At 34.9% G+C, this 18,475-nt stretch carries 18 protein-coding genes and 2 tRNA genes; 9 read left to right on the top strand and 11 right to left on the bottom strand.

Features of this window, described 5'->3' with window-relative positions; all coding sequences use genetic code 11:
• The first annotated feature begins 8 nt into the window (after positions 1-8).
• The 3 genes from C8N28_RS04305 to C8N28_RS04295 are packed head-to-tail and all read left to right on the top strand — an operon-like array spanning position 9 to position 3,105.
• The gene (locus C8N28_RS04305; protein ID WP_132221857.1) at positions 9-1,142 is read left to right on the top strand and encodes an alpha/beta hydrolase; all 1,134 of its coding nucleotides are present in this window, start codon (positions 9-11) and stop codon (positions 1,140-1,142) included.
• Positions 1,143-1,192: 50 nt separating this feature from the next.
• Positions 1,193-2,302, top strand: a complete 1,110-nt coding sequence (locus C8N28_RS04300; protein ID WP_132221855.1) for an alcohol dehydrogenase catalytic domain-containing protein — start codon at positions 1,193-1,195, stop codon at positions 2,300-2,302.
• Positions 2,302-3,105, top strand: coding sequence for an alpha/beta hydrolase (locus C8N28_RS04295; protein WP_132221853.1), 804 nt, complete (start codon positions 2,302-2,304; stop codon positions 3,103-3,105). Before C8N28_RS04300 ends, C8N28_RS04295 begins: the two co-directional genes overlap by 1 nt.
• On the opposite strand, the gene C8N28_RS04290 is transcribed toward C8N28_RS04295, so the two are convergent.
• From C8N28_RS04290 to C8N28_RS04280, 3 genes are all read right to left on the bottom strand, one after another.
• On the bottom strand, positions 3,098-4,714 hold the full coding sequence (locus C8N28_RS04290) for an alpha-amylase family glycosyl hydrolase (RefSeq protein ID WP_132221851.1): 1,617 nt from the start codon (positions 4,712-4,714) through the stop codon (positions 3,098-3,100). The genes C8N28_RS04295 and C8N28_RS04290 overlap by 8 nt on opposite strands.
• A 153-nt stretch (positions 4,715-4,867) precedes the next feature.
• The gene (locus tag C8N28_RS04285; protein ID WP_132221849.1) at positions 4,868-5,236 is read right to left on the bottom strand and encodes a DUF2200 domain-containing protein; all 369 of its coding nucleotides are present in this window, start codon (positions 5,234-5,236) and stop codon (positions 4,868-4,870) included.
• Between the two features lie 78 nt (positions 5,237-5,314).
• Entirely contained in the window at positions 5,315-6,043 is a 729-nt protein-coding gene (locus C8N28_RS04280) for a copper homeostasis protein CutC (RefSeq protein ID WP_132221847.1), read from the bottom strand.
• Between the two features lie 590 nt (positions 6,044-6,633).
• On the opposite strand from C8N28_RS04280, the gene C8N28_RS04275 reads away from it, so the two are divergent.
• Positions 6,634-7,263, top strand: coding sequence for a DUF4145 domain-containing protein (locus tag C8N28_RS04275; protein ID WP_132221845.1), 630 nt, complete (start codon positions 6,634-6,636; stop codon positions 7,261-7,263).
• 271 nt (positions 7,264-7,534) lie between these two features.
• Here the strand turns inward: C8N28_RS04275 and C8N28_RS04270 are convergent, their stop codons facing one another.
• The 8 genes from C8N28_RS04270 to trxA all read right to left on the bottom strand — a co-directional run bounded on the left by C8N28_RS04270 (position 7,535) and on the right by trxA (position 13,351).
• The gene (locus C8N28_RS04270) at positions 7,535-8,074 is read right to left on the bottom strand and encodes a hypothetical protein (protein WP_132221843.1); all 540 of its coding nucleotides are present in this window, start codon (positions 8,072-8,074) and stop codon (positions 7,535-7,537) included.
• 121 nt (positions 8,075-8,195) lie between these two features.
• Positions 8,196-9,530, bottom strand: a complete 1,335-nt coding sequence (locus tag C8N28_RS04265; protein WP_132221841.1) for an SIR2 family NAD-dependent protein deacylase — start codon at positions 9,528-9,530, stop codon at positions 8,196-8,198.
• A gap of 272 nt (positions 9,531-9,802) precedes the next feature.
• On the bottom strand, positions 9,803-10,000 hold the full coding sequence (locus tag C8N28_RS04260; RefSeq protein WP_132221839.1) for a hypothetical protein: 198 nt from the start codon (positions 9,998-10,000) through the stop codon (positions 9,803-9,805).
• A 197-nt stretch (positions 10,001-10,197) separates the two neighbouring features.
• Positions 10,198-10,926, bottom strand: coding sequence for a hypothetical protein (locus C8N28_RS04255; protein WP_132221837.1), 729 nt, complete (start codon positions 10,924-10,926; stop codon positions 10,198-10,200).
• Between the two features lie 453 nt (positions 10,927-11,379).
• Entirely contained in the window at positions 11,380-11,877 is a 498-nt protein-coding gene (locus tag C8N28_RS04250; RefSeq protein ID WP_132221835.1) for a hypothetical protein, read from the bottom strand.
• Between the two features lie 556 nt (positions 11,878-12,433).
• Positions 12,434-12,520 (bottom strand) — tRNA-Ser (locus tag C8N28_RS04245).
• A 52-nt stretch (positions 12,521-12,572) separates the two neighbouring features.
• Complete coding sequence (locus C8N28_RS04240; RefSeq protein WP_132221833.1) at positions 12,573-13,052, bottom strand: rhodanese-like domain-containing protein; 480 nt, start codon at positions 13,050-13,052, stop codon at positions 12,573-12,575.
• Positions 13,053-13,054: 2 nt separating this feature from the next.
• A complete protein-coding gene (trxA, locus tag C8N28_RS04235; RefSeq protein ID WP_132221831.1) occupies positions 13,055-13,351 on the bottom strand; it encodes a thioredoxin in 297 nt (98 codons plus the stop codon).
• Positions 13,352-13,481: 130 nt separating this feature from the next.
• Between trxA and C8N28_RS04230 the strand changes: the two genes are divergently transcribed.
• The 5 genes from C8N28_RS04230 to C8N28_RS04210 all read left to right on the top strand — a co-directional run bounded on the left by C8N28_RS04230 (position 13,482) and on the right by C8N28_RS04210 (position 18,435).
• Positions 13,482-14,267, top strand: a complete 786-nt coding sequence (locus C8N28_RS04230) for a beta-carotene 15,15'-monooxygenase (RefSeq protein ID WP_132221829.1) — start codon at positions 13,482-13,484, stop codon at positions 14,265-14,267.
• 18 nt (positions 14,268-14,285) lie between these two features.
• Positions 14,286-15,779, top strand: coding sequence for a GH3 auxin-responsive promoter family protein (locus C8N28_RS04225; RefSeq protein WP_132221827.1), 1,494 nt, complete (start codon positions 14,286-14,288; stop codon positions 15,777-15,779).
• Between the two features lie 4 nt (positions 15,780-15,783).
• Positions 15,784-16,968, top strand: coding sequence for a 1-deoxy-D-xylulose-5-phosphate reductoisomerase (locus C8N28_RS04220; RefSeq protein WP_132222552.1), 1,185 nt, complete (start codon positions 15,784-15,786; stop codon positions 16,966-16,968).
• A gap of 5 nt (positions 16,969-16,973) precedes the next feature.
• Complete coding sequence (rseP, locus tag C8N28_RS04215; protein WP_132221824.1) at positions 16,974-18,296, top strand: RIP metalloprotease RseP; 1,323 nt, start codon at positions 16,974-16,976, stop codon at positions 18,294-18,296.
• 59 nt (positions 18,297-18,355) lie between these two features.
• A tRNA-Leu gene (locus C8N28_RS04210) sits at positions 18,356-18,435 on the top strand.
• Positions 18,436-18,475 lie beyond the last annotated feature (40 nt).

Raw genomic sequence — 18,475 nt, 5'->3', positions numbered from 1 at the left:
TGTTAAAAATGAATGCGATGTGGAAATCTTTGTTTGGACTAATAGTTATTTGTTTGATGTCTGCTTTGAATCTGGAAGCTCAGGACCATCTTTTAAAGGTAAAGGTTATTTCACCTGCAAGTACTCCATTGAATGATACGCTGATTTTAGTAGGTGAGGATAGCAAAATAGGAAATTGGTTTTATCCTTCTGCACCAAGGATGGAAAGAGAGAATGATTCAACCTGGGTATATGAAGGCTATTTTCCTGGTAATTCTTTTGTGAACTTTAAAATTACGAGAGGATCTTACTATAAGGAGGCTATGTATTATAATGGAGATGTAGCACCGCAGCCTTTTTCCTTAGTGAAGGATACGACTTTAGTTATACATCCAACAAATTGGAATGATTTATACAATCGGAGCATTACAGGAAATGTAAGATACCATCATCAGTTTGCGGATACGCATTTAAAGAATACCCGAGATGTAGTTGTATGGTTGCCGCCTTCTTATGATGAGTCGTCAGATAAACGTTATCCGGTACTTTATGCGCATGATGGTCAGAATCTGATGGATCAAAGTACTTCTTATGGAAGGGAATGGCGCATGGATGAAATAGCTGATAGTTTAATGAAGGCCGGCAAGACTGAAGAATTTATTATTGTAGCTATTAGTAATACAAAAGACAGGTGGGTAGAATATTCAGGAACACCTGAAGGAATGGATTATCTCAATTTTATTGTTGATAATTTAAAGCCATTTATAGATAAGAATTATAGAACGAAAACAGATAAAGCTAATACAGCGATGTTGGGCTCTTCTATGGGTGGGCTGATTTCTTTTTATATGGCGTGGTTACATCCGGATGTGTTTTCTAAGGCAGCCGGATTATCGAGTGGGTTTGCATTTGATGATGGAAATATATTGAAACAAGTTGCAGAATCAAATAAGAAATTAGCTGGGACACGATTATATCTTGACTGCGGTGATCAGGAACTTGATAAGCATTTTTTGCCAGCAAATGATGAGATGGACAAGCTGTTGGTAAGCAAGCATTCTGAAATTGAATTGAAATATGAAGTTTTCCCCGGAGAATTTCATAATGAACAGGCTTGGTCGAAACGATTGGAAATTCCATTGATGTTTTTGTTTGGAAAGTAAGACCTGTCGGCGTGAGAGTAAAATTTATAAGAACAAAAAAATAGGATATAATGAGATGCAAAGCGGCCATTACAGATGGTAGAGGTGATTTTGTGATAGACGAAATAGAAGTAGGAGCACCTGAAGAGCATGAGGTTTTAGTGAAAATAAAGGCGGCCGGTCTTTGTCATACAGATTTTGATTCACTTTCCTGGGGGCAAAATCTGGTGCTTGGACATGAGGGTGCAGGAGAGGTTATAGCGATTGGTGATAAGGTAGAAAATGTATCAGTTGGTGATTCTGTTATTCTTACTTGGGCAATGCATTGTGGTTTTTGTTTTCAATGTACTCTTGGTAATCAGCATCTTTGTGAAAATAATTCACCGGTTATTGCAAGTTCTAAACCCTTTTCTGAAGGGCATGCACATTCTGCTGGAACTACCTGGAAAAGGAAAGAAATACAGCGATCTTTTAATATTGGAACAATTGCAGAATATACCCTTGTAAAGGATACAGCCGTTGTAAAAAACACCTCAGAAAGCATGTCATTTTCTGCAGCAAGCATTATTAGTTGCGGGGTTATGACAGGTTACGGGTCAGTTGTGAATGCTGCAAAGGTTTTGCCAGGGTCTTCTGTTGTTGTATTGGGAACAGGAGGTGTGGGTTTAAATGTAATACAAGGTGCTCGTATTTCTAAAGCAGAGAAGATTATTGCCATTGATATTAATAGAAATCGTTTAGAAATGGCTGTGAAGTTTGGAGCGACACATACCTTGTTAGCAGATAAAGACGATATTGAATTATTAAAAGCCGCTCAGAAAGTTAAAGAAATGACTGATGGCCGTGGTGCTGATTATGCATTTGAATGTACAGCTATTCCTCAATTAGGTGCTGCCCCATTGGCAATGGTAAGAAATGCAGGAACGGCTGTTCAGGTTAGTGGTATTGAACAGGAAATTAAGTTTGATATGAATTTATTTGAGTGGGATAAAGTATATATTAATCCGTTATATGGAAAATGTTGTCCACAAGTTGACTTCCCAAAAATTATCAAACATTATGAAGAGGGTGAGATTCTATTAGAAGAAATGATTACCAGATCTTATTCCATTGATAATTTGAAACAGGCATTTGATGATATGCTACAGGGTAAAAATGCAAAAGGAGTAATTAAATTTTAATGAGTAATTCAACATTTCGAACGATTGAAGTTTCAAATCCAGTGTTTGAATCTAATCATCTGCGTTTTATAACAGTAAAGACTCCTAATTTAAAAGGGCGGGGAGATATTTGTGTTTTTGTTCCCCCGGGTGTGGAATTGCAGAAAGATATTCCATTGATTATTCTTTTACATGGTGTATATGGAAGTTGCTGGAGTTGGACACATCAGGGTGGTGTACATTTAAAAGCCCTTGAATTAATGGAAGCAGGGGTGATTATGCCAATGGTAATCGCGATGCCATCAGACGGGTTATGGGGAGATGGGTCTGCTTATCTTCAGCATAACTCTTTTAATTTTGAAAAGTGGATTGTTGAAGATGTGCCGAATGCTGTTCGGCAGACTATTGGATATGTAAGCAGCAATTCTTCTCTTTTTATTGGCGGCCTTTCTATGGGTGGCTTTGGTGCAATGAGGATAGGAGCCAAGTATTCTTCTATTTTTAAAGGCATTTCAGCGCATTCTTCTATTACGAATTTAGAGCAAATGAGCTTATTCGTAGAGGAAGATATAGCTAATTTCAGGCAAAGTGACTCTGTGGAAGAAGATGTTTTTGAAACATTCTTACGTTATAAAAATCAACTTCCGCCTATACGATTTGACTGTGGGAAAGATGATTTATTGATTGATCAGAATCGGCATTTGCATCAACAATTAACCTTAAAGGGCATTCCACATGTTTACGAAGAGTTTGTTGGGAAACATGAATGGCCATATTGGCAAGAGCAGGTTTCCAGAACTTTACAGTTTTTTGCTTCTATTTAATTAGTTCATATACCTGGACACCGTAGCCTTGTAGACTGCTTGTTAGCGTTTGTCCGCTTATTTTTGCTTCAACGTTTCCAAAAGTAGTTTTTAAGCTTTTTCCTTCAATCTGGACCGGACTGTTTTGTAAGTCTACATCTGCAGATTGTGGCTCTGAAGAAAGATTAATAATAACGATGGCAGCTTGATCATCAATATATCTCATGAAAGAATAGAGTTGATCATTTGTATTGTTTAACGTTATATAATCTCCAAAACCAAGAGCTTGAGACGATTTTCGTAATTGGATAAGTGTTTTGTAGTAATTCCAAAGTGAAGATGGATCATCTTTTTGTTCTTCTAATGATATTCCGTCATCTGGTTTGTTATTTCGGTTATCCCACCATGGGCCTGAATCTTTATACCATAATGCCATTCCTTTGCCAGTATCACTTTTAAACCATTCAAAAGCTTCGCGTTCCGGGATTTCATTAGCGTCAGTAATTCCACCAAATAGTCCCAGGCTTCCGCCACCAGCCATGCCAATTTCTTGTCCATAATAAACTGAAGGAATGCCTCCTATTAATAGATTCAAAGCTGCGCCGACCTTCATTTTAGGAAGGTCTTTTTCTACCACTGTTGCAAAGCGAGGGATATCATGATTTTCAATAAAAACTATTTGTCCTTTATTTTTAGGAGTGATAGAGAATATAGTATCAGCCATGGTTACAATTTCTTTTTTATCTAAATTGCGTATAGCACCCATTAGTCTGAAAGCGAAGACTACATCAACATTTCCTTCTGTTAGATAGTCAATGCCATAGGAGCTCCAATCTGCTTGCTCTGCTATAATGTTTATTTTTGGATTGAGTTCTTTTAAACTACTGATTAAAGGATTCCAGAATTTAGTGAATAGATCTGTAAGTTGAGGTTTATTATCCAGATGGTCCATCATATGATCTAAACGGAAACCATCTACACCATCTTTAAAGTCTCCATCTCCATTTGGATCCATCCAGTGTTTAAATAGCTCTTTATTGTATTCTAATACTTCTTTATTTAATAAGTTAACGGTAGTGATTTTATGCGTAACACCGTTGTATCCTACAAGTTCTGTGAGATCTGCAACGATTGTAGAGGGTTTTTCGTTAAGTGAATCCTCATATAAAATATAATCGCTGTAAACTGATTTAGGGTTTTTATAAGAGTCTTTATACCAAAGATGATCTTGAGTGACGTATTGAGTCTCCATGTCCATGTATATTTTCATTCCTCTTTCATGGATGTCATGAACTAAAGCCAGGTAATCTTCTTTTGTTCCATAGGTCGAGTCGATTTTCTCAAAATCGCTTGAGAAGTAATTATGATAATATACTGATTCATAAAGCGGTACCATTAGGATTGAAGTAACACCTAGGTCTTGTAAATAATCTAGTTTATCACGTAAACCGTTTAAATCTCCATTTGCGTCTCCATTTGAATCATAAAAACTACGCTGGAAAACATGATAGATAACTTCGGGTGCTTCTTTTTCTATAGTAGGATCTTGATTACTTGTTGAAGTACAAGCTTGTAAACCCACTAAAAGAGTAATTGCTAGTATCGCTGATTTTATAAAGGAATTCGCCATAATGAAATTTTTATAGATGTTAGGCTTCTATATCTATTCAAATAACGAGGTTCTTATGGTATAAAAAAATGAATAAATTAACCATAAAATGGAGGAAAGTGCTTAGATGGATTAAGCTTAGCGTTGGTGATGGACTTCGTTTGTTTGTTGTTATTATATAGGGTTACGCAATATCTTCTCCATTTTTCTCCCCTTGGCTAATTCATCCACCAGCTTATCCAAATATCGAACCTGCTTCGTCAATGGGTTCTCAATTTCTTCTATCCGATAGCCACAGATTAATCCAGTGATGAGTTGCGCATTGGGATTTAGCGAAGCGGATTGGAAGAATGTTTCAAAGGTCACATTTTCTTTTATTAGTTCCTGCAATTTGTTGTTGTCGAAGCCTGTTAACCACTCTATAACTTGATGCAATTCTTCTTTTGACCTTCCTTTGTTCTCCACTTTTTTGAGATACATTGGATAGACTGAAGCAAAGGTCATTTTTGCAATACGTTGGTTGTGTTTATCGGAATTGTCCATATCTTGAGTTTTTAGTGTTGATGCTCCTTAGAAGGAGTTTGAAATAAATATACTTTAAAAATTCTTTTATTAATAAGACTAATTATTTAACGCATCAATCATTGCCTTTACTTCAGTTTCATCAGCAATATAAACATTGCCATAATCGCTAACTTCCTTATTAATATAAGTAACAGGATTAGGAGCTATTTTTCTTGCAGATGAATGGAATTCCATTGCGCCGCTTGCATTTTTAAGATTCAAGATGTTTGATGAGTTTACTCCTGCTCCGGGCATTATAATGATTCGGCCATCCGCCTGCTGCACCAATTGCTTTAAGAGGTAGGCTGCATCATTAGCAGTACTTTTTTGACCGGATGTAAGTACGCGTTCACATCCGCAATCAATAATATCTTCCAAAGCCTTAAATGGATCAGGCGAGCAATCAAATACGCGATTGCAAGTAACGCCCATCGGGCCTGCCCATTCCACAATACGTTTTAATCTTTCAGTATCAATTTCAGCATTGATTTTTGATACTCCGACAGAAATGCCATCACATCCTAATTGCTTGCATATTTCTATATCATCTTTCAAAATATCAAATTCTTCATCGCTATAAAAATAATTTCCTGAACGTGGCCTCAGGAGTGGGTATAGCTTGATGGAAATTTTTTCTCTTACTTGCTTAATTGTTCCATAGCTTGGTGTTGTGCCTCCCTCAATAGGATTGTCGCATAATTCAACCCTCAGGGCGCCACACCGTTCTGCAATAATGCATGAATCAATGTGAAAGGCACAAACTTCTAATACAGCTTTATTTCTCATGATTATTTATAATGACTTTTAGAAGGTTAAGCATTTGTCGTTTCTGCTGGTTACAGAATATACAAATACAGGTTGAAGATAGTAACTTTCGGAAGCTTAGTTAAATAGAGCATTAAAATTGTTGACTATGCAAAAATATTTATTTTGATCTAATAACTTCTCGTACTTTAGATTCTATATATCCTATTGTAGTTTATGATTGATAATGGTAATAAGTAATTCCCTGTTTCAAGAATAGTAATATATCTTCATTGATAACGTTCAAATCAATTAGTGCAGCATTATACCATAGTGTTAGTCTTTACGCATTTGCGTAAAGATTCTGTGTCCTTTATGTTAAAAATTTTGAGGTTTATTTATTGCTTAAAGTAAATATAATAAGAAAAGTGAATCTAATACTAAGTATCTAGGACATAATATTAGAGATAATAAAAGGAAGCAATTAACAATGCAATATTCATTAAGCAGTATCTTGCTTGTTTACTGGGAAATATTATATTTGTAAGAACACATTACGGATATAGAGACGATTTAGCGAAATTCTGTTTCGTTAATTTTGTTGCTTGCATTAATTATAAAAAGACTAATTAATGATATTTAAACTAACTGGGCTCATCCAAAATTCGAACGGAACAAGAATCTCCACAAGATGTCCGCATTGTGGACATAACGGAACATTTGAATCCGTGGGTGCTGACATACAAAATAATAACAAAACTTTTGGCCTTAGACGTTGTCCGAATGGTAAATGCTTCGGACATCTGTTTTTTATTTATAATAATCAAAGTTCTGAACTTATAATTACGCATCCCTCCGACACCATCCCTTTTGACAAAGAGAATATTCCTGATAAGGTATTAAATGCTTTCCAAGAAGCAATTATTTCTCATTCAAACAATTGCTTTATAGCTTCTGCAATAATGATTAGAAAAACGTTAGAAGAAATTTGTGTTGATAGAGGTGCAACAGGGAAAAATTTATATGCAAGATTACAAGATTTAGGAACTAAAATTGTTATTCCGAAGGAACTAATTGAAGGAATGCAAGAATTGCGGCTTCTTGGAAATGACGCTGCTCACATTGAATCAAACACTTTTGATGAGGTTGGAAAAAATGAAGTGGAAATTTCAATAGAATTTACAAAAGAGATACTTAAAGCTGTTTATCAATACGAATCTCTTTTAAGTAAATTGAGAAGTTTAAAAAAGCCAACGGAATAAAATAATTACTCACAACATCAGTTTTGCAATATGGCGGCTTAAGTGTTTCTATGAAACATTGATACAAGAGGTTGGCGAATAAAACCGAATATAACCTAGCTGCTAACACTTCTTTTTACTCAACGATAGGGATTCAGATATCCATTAATTGTTAAATATTCTCATATTTAAAGCATGAGCTTTTAAAAAAGTAAACATTTAAGTATACTCAACATCTACACCGAAATCAATAGTTACAAAGCCTTTAACCTGAACTGACATCCCAATAAAATTACACAATGTTATAATCGGTTAATATTATATTCATTTTTTCTCTAAACTTAATTTGATTACCAGATCCTGGAAAATCAATCAATTCTTTATTGATTACATTGATATTATTTTGTTTAAGATACTGAAAATCTGCTTTGAAAACAGTAGCGGAAATGAGAATCACTTTTGTGTTTTCATCTATAATCGAATTAATCTTAGAAAGTAAATTGGGTTGGTCCCTTTCTATTAATCTCACTTTCTGATTTGAAGAGTACTTAACATCAAAGGGCCTTTCCAAAGAATCTATTAAATAAAATCCGCTTTGTTTAAAATTTAACAGGAATTTACGTTTATTAGACCTTATTTCTTTGGTTGTCAGTTGAGAAATTTCTATTGGGTATAATACTTTCATTGTCTCAAGAAACAAACTATCTTGCTCGGGTACATTTTCAAAATAAAAGAATCTATCAGAATCTGATTTAGGTGGAGCCTCTGCAATAAGCAGTACCTTTATAATATCTGGTTTATATTTAATTCGTGCAATTTCAAATCTATCCATAAAGCTGAATTTTTGTTTTAATTGGCCAAAAGGTTTTCGACTTTGCGAAGTAGAGCAAATTGGAAAACTGAACTTGATTTTAAGACAAATCCTCCATATTGCCTAACCGATTTAATTAAAGTTATTCTATTATAGATGGTATTTCTGAATTTGAAACCCATGACCCATTTTTTATAATATCTTCTAACATGAGTTGGTTTTCAAGTTTCATTTCATGCCAGCGGTTATGCCATGATTCCCACGCATGCCATGAGTAGCCTTTGTATAGTTTTCTACTAGAATGTCTAAAGGAATAAGTTGCTATTGCGCAAAATTCTTTTTCGAATTCAGTTTCTTTAATTATGATTATCGAAGCTATTTCAATTAGCCAGTCAGCAAGATGTTCATATTGTACCCAAGCGTTATCTTCTCTAGTAAAACCACGCTTCTTTTTCAACAATGCAAACAGCGTATTTATAAACATCTTGTCTTTGCTGCCAATACCTAAACTTGCTGCCTGCAGGAGAATAGTTGTTAGTGCTATTCTCAATTTTAAAAACTCATCAGTATATTTCTTATTTCCTAACATTACATCCTTTAAGTTCTCGACAGATTCAATTAATTGTTTTGCTTTCTCATATTGTTCATCAATCCTATTAAAAAAATCATTGGATTTTGTATCCTGAATCACCTTTATTCCATAGGTAAGAGAATAAAATCTTTCAATTACATCGGCGATTGGATCTTGAGTTACATAATATATATCAGTCCTTCTGATTGATTCATTCTTTGAATTTTTCACCTCATTAAGAATAGAGTTCAAATTGAAATCGCCTAAAGAATAACCTAGAATAGCTACTGTCGTTTCTTGAAGAAGTGTAAAAAATTTTCTTGAAAAATAATTCCTTGAATTTTGAAAATTATAGTAATCATTTATTGTTAGTATAATACTTTCAGGCCTATTGATACATCCATGTATATGATATATATTTTGACCAGAATTCAATCGTGGTATTATACTTCCTTCAATCACAATTCTACTTGTAATTGGAATAACATAATCTGAGAAAATGGTGTCATAATTGGTTGTTATAATATTAATATTTGGATGCTCTGAAAAGAATGTTTGCAGATGTTTTAATTTTTCTTTGTCAATAGTTTTTTCATTTATTTTAGATTGAATAATCTTGGAAATTTCTTTTTTGATGTCTTCCCTTTTCTTGAGATACTCTCCTTCTAGTATTTGTGCACATATAGTAAGGTCATAAATTGCTTCTTTTACTTTTCCCGAGGAATCTGAATTGAATAATTGATTCAATAATTTATTCTCTTTGTCAATAGACTTAGTGCATTCAACAAGAAGTTCAAGCCAATTCGGCGCTTTTCCATTTGTCATATATTTACTAAAGCCAGTCCCGACAAAAAGTGTCAGAGAGTTTGTATATAATGATGTTGATATATCTAAGTAATCACTCATATAATTGCTTGTAATTCATAAATATACGCAACACTCAGATAAATTTAAGAAAATCAGTATCTATTGTACTTATATAAGAATATTACTGTACCTAACAAACGTAATGAGTTTTTTGCCTACTTGAAAAACCAATGTCCACTTTTTTGAAAAAACCTTCTTTATTCTACCTTTATAGGAAGAAGGTGAGCTTTTAAAAAGAAAATTGACATTTTATGGAATTCATTTAAATAGATGAAATCTACAATGATGAGTATTGATACATAGGCTTTAAATCAGATCGCCCATTTAACAAAGCCATCCCATCCAAAGAAGAAAATAATAATAGCACAAATAATAATCAGAACAATCCAGACCTTTGCTCGGTGCTCAAATCTTTCTTCAGAGGACATATTAGCTAAATTCTTATAATATTTTTCTTGATCTTTTCTTTTACTGTATTTTGAATATGGATTTGCAGGTTTGCGTGGCATAGAAATAGGTTAGATACCTAAAGATACTAACTTACTTTCACATACTCGACCAACTCCATTATATGCCAGTGATTTGCTTTCATAATTTCTTTTTATTTGGTAAAGCTTTTTAAGTTAACTATCTTAATTTACGCTATATACAACCAGTTTTGTATGACCAAGGTTCCATTGTTTAATCGTCAGATATAACGAAAGCTTTATTTATTATCTAGAGACGATTTATAGATCTCATTAATCACGCCTATTGTATTATCAATATACCTTCTTGGGGATCCAGATGTTTTGTTTCTAAGCTTTTGTATAACCAATAAAACATTTTCTTTTAAATCTATTCCTTCTTCTCTGTCAAAAGCATCTGCCCAATTCAAAATCAGATGCCCAATTTTTCCTGACTTCAAAGGCGCTTTGCATTCTTTATAAGTGTTAAATACAGATTCGTCGATACCTTCATTGGCAATAAAATTCTCAACCGAATTATGGGCTACGATTCCATAGAATGCCACTTCTTCTTGCAGTAAATATGCATCAATTATTGATTGTCCAAAAAATATTTGTTTTGCTATATTTACGCTAGTTTCGCCAAGAGCAATACTCCCCTTCATTGCAATTTCTGATTTAATTGCTTGAGCGAACAACCAGTTAACAGAAATTGTTAATAATTCAAAACATTCAACACTATCAGTTTTAGTGAAAATAACGATTGAGTCAGAAAAACTTACCGTTTTTAATGAATCTAAATCGTACCTTTCTGGAAGTGACTTTACATTGTCGAGCGTTTCTCGATTCTTAGATAAATCTAGTAATAGCTCATAAATATATTTATGATTATTCCTCATTACCAAATCTTTAAATCCCATTATATCCAGAAAACAAACGAATCTATTAGCCGTTGGAACCCAATTAGTTTTAGTTATCTTCTCTTCCATATTTATTTTAACTAACCAATCATCTCATTTAATACAAGTTACTTGTTTTTATCAAAAATAGGGTATAGTTTTATATACACTTAAATTGTTCATATGACCACTGATTATATAATAGAGATAAAAAAACTAGAAAGGAAAATTTCGGATGACACTATCAATGGCGATACATTCATGCCAGGGCAATATTATGGAATGAGAGTTAGGGTTCCCCTTAATAAAGGACATCAAGAGGATCTGACAAAATCTATTCAGAATTTCTATTCATTAAAATTTATCGAACCCGGTATACCTCAAGAGAGTTATTATTTATATGAATTACATCCGAAGTAGGTTTGTGTCAAATAAAATCTTTATTAAACTCCACAAACTCAATTTGCTTTCATTGGGTGAAATTTATAAGTGTTTTCTTAGCCCATAAAATAAGAATTGTAATAACTGCTGTAAATTGAATAACTATTTTGTTTTAATGGCCATTCCTGAAGCTGTATAATATCCATTTACACCTCTTTCATTATTGGTAGTTAGTTTTAAGTTAATTATCCCATTTGCTCCCATAGCTTTAGCTTTTTCAATCAATAGATGTAAACAATTTTCAGACGTGGCTAGCAATATCTGGTTTGAAGTTTTTGCAGCTGGAGCATTTGCTTTTTTGGAGGCAGAGTCATAAACATCATCTTTGTTATTGTTTTGAGCTGGGACTATTGCTGTTTCCTTGACTATTTCTTTGTTTTTATATCCAGACATTTCATTCGAGAGAACTGTTCCGATAGGACTATAAGCAAAGCTCACAGAATTGGACTCGGTACGTATTTCTTGTAATCGATAAAGCCGGTTGATGCTGAATACTTGTAAGCTTCTTTCACTTGTTGCTGGATTGAGCAGGAGGATAGCGCGATCGACGCGACAAGGCAGGCTATTAATGTCTTCTTCATAATGATAGGTTGTTATCAAATGTGATGGTTTATTTGGCTATGTTTCAATATACTACTTCAAGATGAAAGTTCATGAAGCGTTGTCGGCGATAACTCTGCCTATTATTCGACTCCACTCAAATCAGATAATGTGGGCAAATGTCAGTATCCGGAACCTGTTAAAACCTGTTATTTGAGAAGCTGACTAAATTGAATGATACCGAGTTGCGAGGATTCACTTGTCAGGCAAGGGGTTTTTGTGGTACAACAACACATCTTGCAATGTGAAAAAATCATTTATGCATAAGCTACGGCGATCTCTTCATGTTATTATGCATTCTCATAATGCCTCGTTTATGATCATCGGTACATAAATACACAGGTGCATGGCAGCGCGCTGAAAAAAGAAAGCCCGATCAAATGAATGACCAAGCTTAATGAGTTTTAACCAATCGTAATCGGTTGATCAAATATACGAGATTTAATATTGTCGCCAAAGCAGTCATTTTTGCACCCCTTAAATATTCACATGAAAATAAAAAGCCATAATCATCTATTTGTTAGGCGATTATGGCTAATTGTATTAATTTCTACAGCGGAGAGACTGGGATTCGAACCCAGGATACCCTTGCGAGTATACAAACTTTCCAGGCTTGCTCTTTCGACCACTCAGACATCTCTCCGGAATATTTTGAGTGGGCGAATTTACACCTTAATTTGATGATTCGGAAATTATTATTTGCTTGTTGGCAAATTAGCAGCTTCCCAAGAGATCATACCCCCATCAAGAGAGACGATTTTAGTGAATCCCATCTCCTTCAATATTTCAGCAGCACTTGCACTTCGTTTACCAGATCTGCAGTAAACTAAAACAGGTTTGCTCTTATCAAGGCTGCTTGCTTTAGATTTAAAATTTTCATTGTTATAGTCAATGTTCTCTGCGTCTTTGATATGGCCGCTTTGGAATTCTTCAGGTGTACGAACATCAACCAGCTGTACCTCATCCAATACCAAAAGCTTATTGAATTGTTCAGCATTTATGGTTTGTATTTGCCCGCTTGAACTTGCTGTTGTTGTGTTCTCAACTTCACTGGCAGGAGGAGCAGCACTTACAGCTGTTGTTGTTTTTTCAGGAGTTTTTTTAAACACAGAGCAGCTGCTTATCAAGCATACTATTGCTATTGCACTTATTGCATTAAAAAGTTTTATATTCATTGTTAGCTTAATTTTAAAAGTTCTGTAGTGAGTTCATTAGCTGTTCGCACACCGCTTTGTCGCCATTTTAATTCACCTTTTTTGAAAATAATAATAGTAGGTACACCTTGAATATTATAAGATCTGGCTACAGCCGGGTTCTTATCTATATCCACTTTTAGGATGGTTGCCCGATCGCCTACCGTTTTTTTAACATCGTCTAAAATCGGCACCATCATTTTGCAGGGTCCGCACCATTCTGCGGAGAAATCGACTAAAACGGGCTTGTCTGCATTGATTATCTCTGAAAATTTACTCATATGTTTAAAACAATGGGATTTTAAAAATGTTCTGTAAATATATTGCTAAAGGTATGGTTTTATTGATTAAACTAATCTTTGTTATCTCCTATTTTTCTATCTTTGTAAACAAAATTTTCCAAGTAAATTCATGATTGAATACCTAAAAGAAAGCACTTTCGTAATTAACGATGTTATCAGCGACGCTTGGGATGTTTTGAAAAAACGTTATTTCGCGATTGCCGGCATTTGTTTTTTGTTATTTGTTGTTTCCAATGTTTCAGGAATATTGGCAATGTATCTGAACAGCATCAGCATTTTTCTGAGTGTATTCATGGCACTCTTATTCTTGGTTCTTTATTTCGGGATTCAATTAGCATTATTTAAGCATATTTTTCAGGTTCTTGATCGTAAACAAGATGATATTCGGTGGCGGGATAGTATCCCTACTCTGAAAGAAATGATTTACTTTTTTGCTTGTGTTATTTCAATACTGTTAGGTGCATTTATAACCTACCTTTTAATTTCTGTTGTCTTTTTTCCATTGATTTATTTGATATCGGTAGAGGTAATGGTGCAGATTGTTTACTTTATAACCTTTGTGTTAGCTTTCTGTATGTTTTTGAGAATTGCTTTCTTCCCATTCTTTATTTTAGATAAAGGAGTGAAACCTTTTAAGGCAATCCGATTAAGCTTGGCAACTACCAGAGGTAACTTTATAAGGATCGTTTTACTATTGGCATTCTTTGCCTTATTTGGCTCACTATATTTATACTTCAGCTACCGCGGATATGCAGTAATCTCAAGTGGATTAAGTATGGTAAATTCTTTCGTTATAGTTCCTCTATCAAGTGTAGCCTTTATAATCGCTTATCGAAAAATGGTGCGTGATTATCGTGGGGATGCAGATCCATCTATCATGGAAAATATAATTTAAAAAAAACTGTAAATATTTATGGGTCTAAAAGCATCATTAAGTAAAGTCTATGCAGCTGTTAATGCAAAGAAGATTACGCGTTGGCGCAAAGATGCTGTATCAATTCAAAATAAAGTACTTAGTGAATTAATACATTCTGCAAGGAAAACGGCCTTCGGGAAGGATCATCATTTTGATGAAATTAAATCTTATGATGATTTTAAAAGCAGGGTGCCCGTTCAGGATTATGAAGGACTGAGAAAATACATCGATAGAGTTATTGCTGGCGAATCTAATGTATTATGGCCGGGTAAACCAGTCTATTTAGCCAAAACCTCTGGTACCACATCAGGAGTAAAATACATCCCTTTAACAAAAGCTTCTCTTCCTGAACAAATTACTGCTGCCAGAGACGCTTTATTAAATTATATTCATGAAACTGGTAACAATGATTTTGTGAACGGAAAAATAATATTTATTCAAGGAAGTCCTTTATTGGAAAAAAAGAAAGGCATTGATTTTGGAAGACTTTCCGGAATTGTAGCCCATCATGTTCCTGAATATTTACAAAAGAACCGCTTACCCTCTTTTGAAACGAATTGTATCGAAGATTGGGAAACAAAAATAGATGCCATTGTAGATGAGACGATTGACCAGGATTTAAGGTTAATCTCTGGTATTCCACCTTGGATTCAAATGTATTTTGATCGACTTTCTACCAAAGCTGACGGGAAGAAGATAAAGGATATCTTTAAAAACTTTAGTCTTTTTGTTTATGGGGGAGTAAATTATGAACCCTATCGTGCTAAATTAGAAGAGAGTATCGGTAAAAGGGTTGATTCTATAGAAACATATCCGGCATCAGAAGGCTTTATCGCTTTTCAGGATGTACAAGGAGAGAAGGGGATGTTGCTGCTTCCTGATTCAGGAATATTCTATGAGTTTATTCCTGCAGATGAGTATTTTAATGAAAACCCTACACGTTTATCTTTAGGACAGGTTAAATTAGGAGTTAACTATGTACTTATTTTAAATACAAATGCCGGTCTTTGGGGTTATAGTTTAGGAGATACAGTAAAGTTTGTTTCTTTAAATCCTTATCGTATTATTGTAAGTGGAAGGATTAAGCATTTCATTTCGGCATTTGGCGAACATGTAATTGGTGAGGAGGTTGAACATGCTTTATTATCGGTGGCTAAAAAGGAGGGATTAGAGATTGTTGAATTTACCGTTGCACCGCAAGTAACGCCAGAGGATGGTGAGTTGCCTTATCATGAGTGGTTTGTTGAATTTAATAAAGCACCGTATGATTTAGATGCTTTTAGGTTAGAGGTAGATAAGGCTTTACAAAAGAAGAATCCTTATTATTTTGACTTGATTGAGGGCAAGGTTCTTCAACCCTTAAAGATGAGGAGTATGAAAAAGGGTGCATTTATTGATTATATGCGTTCAAATGGGAAGTTAGGAGGCCAGAATAAATTACCTCGTTTGGCTAATGATCGGAAGATCGCAGATGAATTAGAAAAATATTGATGTGATTAAAAAGAATATAGCAATACTAGGTTCTACAGGAAGTATTGGAACGCAAACTCTTTCAGTTATAAGTGAATACCCTGACTTGTTCCAGGTACAGGTTCTAACTGCCGCTAATAATTACGTGTTATTGATAGAGCAGGCCAGAAAGTATAAACCATTGGCCGTTGTTATCACGAATGAGAAATATTATTCAGTTGTAAATGAGGCATTACATGCCATCGGAATTCAGGTTTATACAGGTGCTGAGGCTTTAGTAGAGGTTGTTAAAATATCATCAATTGATGTTGTTTTAACAGCGTTGGTTGGTTTTTCAGGGTTAGAGCCAACCCTTGCAGCTATAAAAGAAGGAAAGACAATTGCTTTAGCCAATAAAGAAACATTGGTGGTTGCCGGCGCCCTTATAACGAGAGCTGCTAAAGAAAATAATGTTAAGATCTTACCTGTTGATTCTGAGCATTCTGCTATTTTTCAATGCCTGGTAGGGGAACAGAGTTCAGCAGTAGAAAAGATAATTTTGACGGCATCTGGTGGACCTTTCCTTGGAAAGGATCGCGCGTTTTTATCGACTGCTTCATCAAAGCAGGCATTGAAACATCCTAATTGGCAAATGGGAGATAAGATTACGATCGATTCAGCATCGTTAATGAATAAAGGGTTGGAAGTTATTGAAGCTCGATGGCTCTTTAATGTGGATGTACGCCAAATTGACGTAGTGATCCATCCACAATCAATTATTCATTCTATGGTGCAATTTAAGGATGGATCTGTTAAGGCGCAGTTGGGTTTACCTGATATGAAATTGCCTATTCAGTATGCGCTTTTTTATCCAAATAGGGTTGAAAATAACCATCCACGCCTTGATTTTGACCATTTCTCGCAATTGACTTTTGAGAAGCCAGATAGAGAAGTTTTTGCTAATTTAGATTTGGCTTATAAGGCATTGGAGGTTGGCGGATCAATGCCATGTGTGTTGAATGCTGCCAATGAAGTAGTAGTGGCAGCATTTTTGAAGCAAGAGATTGGATTTCTTGAAATGAGTGATGTTATTGCTGAGATAATGACAAAAACCAATTTTATTAAAGAACCAGGTTTATCAGATTTTTTGGAGATTGACCAAGTAAGTAGGATGTATGCAGAAGAGTCTGTAAAGAGAAAAAGAACTATATCAAGTACAAATTTTAAATAAAATATATGGATGGTTTGATAATGGCCGGACAGTTAATTCTGGGCCTATCAATATTAATAGTGTTGCATGAATTAGGTCACTTTTTGGCTGCACGTGCTTTTGGTATTAAAGTAGAGAAGTTTTATCTCTTTTTTGATGCCTGGGGAGTGAAGTTATTTAAGTTTAATTATAAAGGTTGTGAATATGGAATTGGATGGCTGCCATTGGGTGGTTATGTGAAAATTGCCGGAATGATTGATGAATCGATGGATACTGAACAAATGGCAGGTCCGCCACAACCACATGAGTTTAGATCAAAACCAGCCTGGCAACGGTTAATCGTAATGCTAGGTGGTATTTTTGTAAATATAGTTCTGGGTATTTTCATCTTCTGGATGATGACTTTTAAATATGGCGAAGCATTTATCAGTAATGATAAGCTGATTCAAGGTATTGTTCCCGGATCTATCGGAAAGGATATTGGTCTGGTTGCAGGAGATAGAATTACAGAGGTAGATGGTGAGAAAGTAGTTCGTTTTGATGAACTATTGAGCTCAAAAGTTTTAATGGGAGGTGTTGATCTTACTGTAGAACGTGATGGGGCAATAAAGCATATTGCAGTTCCAAACGATGTATTGAATGATATTGCAGATTTTGGCAGGGATGAGTTTATTACAGAGCGGGTTTATTTGAATGGGATTGCTAACGTTCAAGAAGGTGGTGCTGCTGACCAGGCAGGATTCTTAGCTGGAGATAGTATTTTGACTTTAGCAGGTACACCTGTAAAGTATTTTGATGAATTTCAAGCTACATTAGCTGCGAATAAGAATAAAGAAGTCGGTGTTTTAGTTAACCGTAAAGGGCAAGAGATCAACCTTCAGGTTAAAGTTCCGGAAGATGGAACTTTAGGAGTTAGTATACCATTTAATTTGCCTATTGAAACTGTTCAATATAGCTTTTTACAGTCTTTACCAATTGGTGCTTCAAGAGCTTGGGGTTCATTAGTTGATAATGCAAAAGGACTTGGAAAGGTAGCAACGGGACAAGTGAAAGCGACAAAGGCTTTATCTGGACCGGTTGGAATAGCAGAAATGTTTGGTGCAGAAGTGAACTGGGTTCGTTTCTGGACATTGGTTGGTTTGCTTTCTATGGCATTGGCTTTAATGAATTTATTGCCAATTCCAGGTTTGGATGGTGGTCATACCATGTTTCTTTTGATAGAGATGGTACAAGGGAAGCCTATGAGTGATAAATTTATGGAGACAGCTCAGTTGGTGGGCTTTGTGATAATTGTTGCTCTGATGGTCTTTGTAATGGGGAATGATATTTTTAAACTGATTCAAAAATAGTTGAAATAAATTTTGTTGTTGGGCGATTAATAAATACATTTGCATCCCTAACAAACAATGCCCAGCTGGCGGAACTGGTAGACGCGTCGGTCTCAAACACCGATAGGAAACTGTGCCGGTTCGATTCCGGCGCTGGGTACAAAGCTCTGATACGAATGTATCAGGGCTTTTGTTTTTTT

Source organism: Albibacterium bauzanense, assembly GCF_004339765.1.
GTDB classification, from domain to species: Bacteria; Bacteroidota; Bacteroidia; order Sphingobacteriales; family Sphingobacteriaceae; genus Albibacterium; species Albibacterium bauzanense.
The sequence above is the reverse complement of the archived record's forward strand: the minus strand, read 5'-3'. Positions and strand labels throughout refer to the sequence as shown.

Bases quoted from the DNA above. Each gene is read 5' to 3' on its own strand.
- C8N28_RS04305 (WP_132221857.1), top strand. From the start codon at position 9: ATGAATGCGATGTGGAAATCTTTGTTTGGACTAATAGTTATTTGTTTG.
- C8N28_RS04300 (WP_132221855.1), top strand. From the start codon at position 1,193: ATGAGATGCAAAGCGGCCATTACAGATGGTAGAGGTGATTTTGTGATA.
- C8N28_RS04295 (WP_132221853.1), top strand. From the start codon at position 2,302: ATGAGTAATTCAACATTTCGAACGATTGAAGTTTCAAATCCAGTGTTT.
- C8N28_RS04290 (WP_132221851.1), bottom strand. From the start codon at position 4,714: ATGGCGAATTCCTTTATAAAATCAGCGATACTAGCAATTACTCTTTTA.
- C8N28_RS04285 (WP_132221849.1), bottom strand. From the start codon at position 5,236: ATGGACAATTCCGATAAACACAACCAACGTATTGCAAAAATGACCTTT.
- C8N28_RS04280 (WP_132221847.1), bottom strand. From the start codon at position 6,043: ATGAGAAATAAAGCTGTATTAGAAGTTTGTGCCTTTCACATTGATTCA.
- C8N28_RS04275 (WP_132221845.1), top strand. From the start codon at position 6,634: ATGATATTTAAACTAACTGGGCTCATCCAAAATTCGAACGGAACAAGA.
- C8N28_RS04270 (WP_132221843.1), bottom strand. From the start codon at position 8,074: ATGGATAGATTTGAAATTGCACGAATTAAATATAAACCAGATATTATA.
- C8N28_RS04265 (WP_132221841.1), bottom strand. From the start codon at position 9,530: ATGAGTGATTACTTAGATATATCAACATCATTATATACAAACTCTCTG.
- C8N28_RS04260 (WP_132221839.1), bottom strand. From the start codon at position 10,000: ATGCCACGCAAACCTGCAAATCCATATTCAAAATACAGTAAAAGAAAA.
- C8N28_RS04255 (WP_132221837.1), bottom strand. From the start codon at position 10,926: ATGGAAGAGAAGATAACTAAAACTAATTGGGTTCCAACGGCTAATAGA.
- C8N28_RS04240 (WP_132221833.1), bottom strand. From the start codon at position 13,052: ATGAATATAAAACTTTTTAATGCAATAAGTGCAATAGCAATAGTATGC.
- trxA (WP_132221831.1), bottom strand. From the start codon at position 13,351: ATGAGTAAATTTTCAGAGATAATCAATGCAGACAAGCCCGTTTTAGTC.
- C8N28_RS04230 (WP_132221829.1), top strand. From the start codon at position 13,482: ATGATTGAATACCTAAAAGAAAGCACTTTCGTAATTAACGATGTTATC.
- C8N28_RS04225 (WP_132221827.1), top strand. From the start codon at position 14,286: ATGGGTCTAAAAGCATCATTAAGTAAAGTCTATGCAGCTGTTAATGCA.
- rseP (WP_132221824.1), top strand. From the start codon at position 16,974: ATGGATGGTTTGATAATGGCCGGACAGTTAATTCTGGGCCTATCAATA.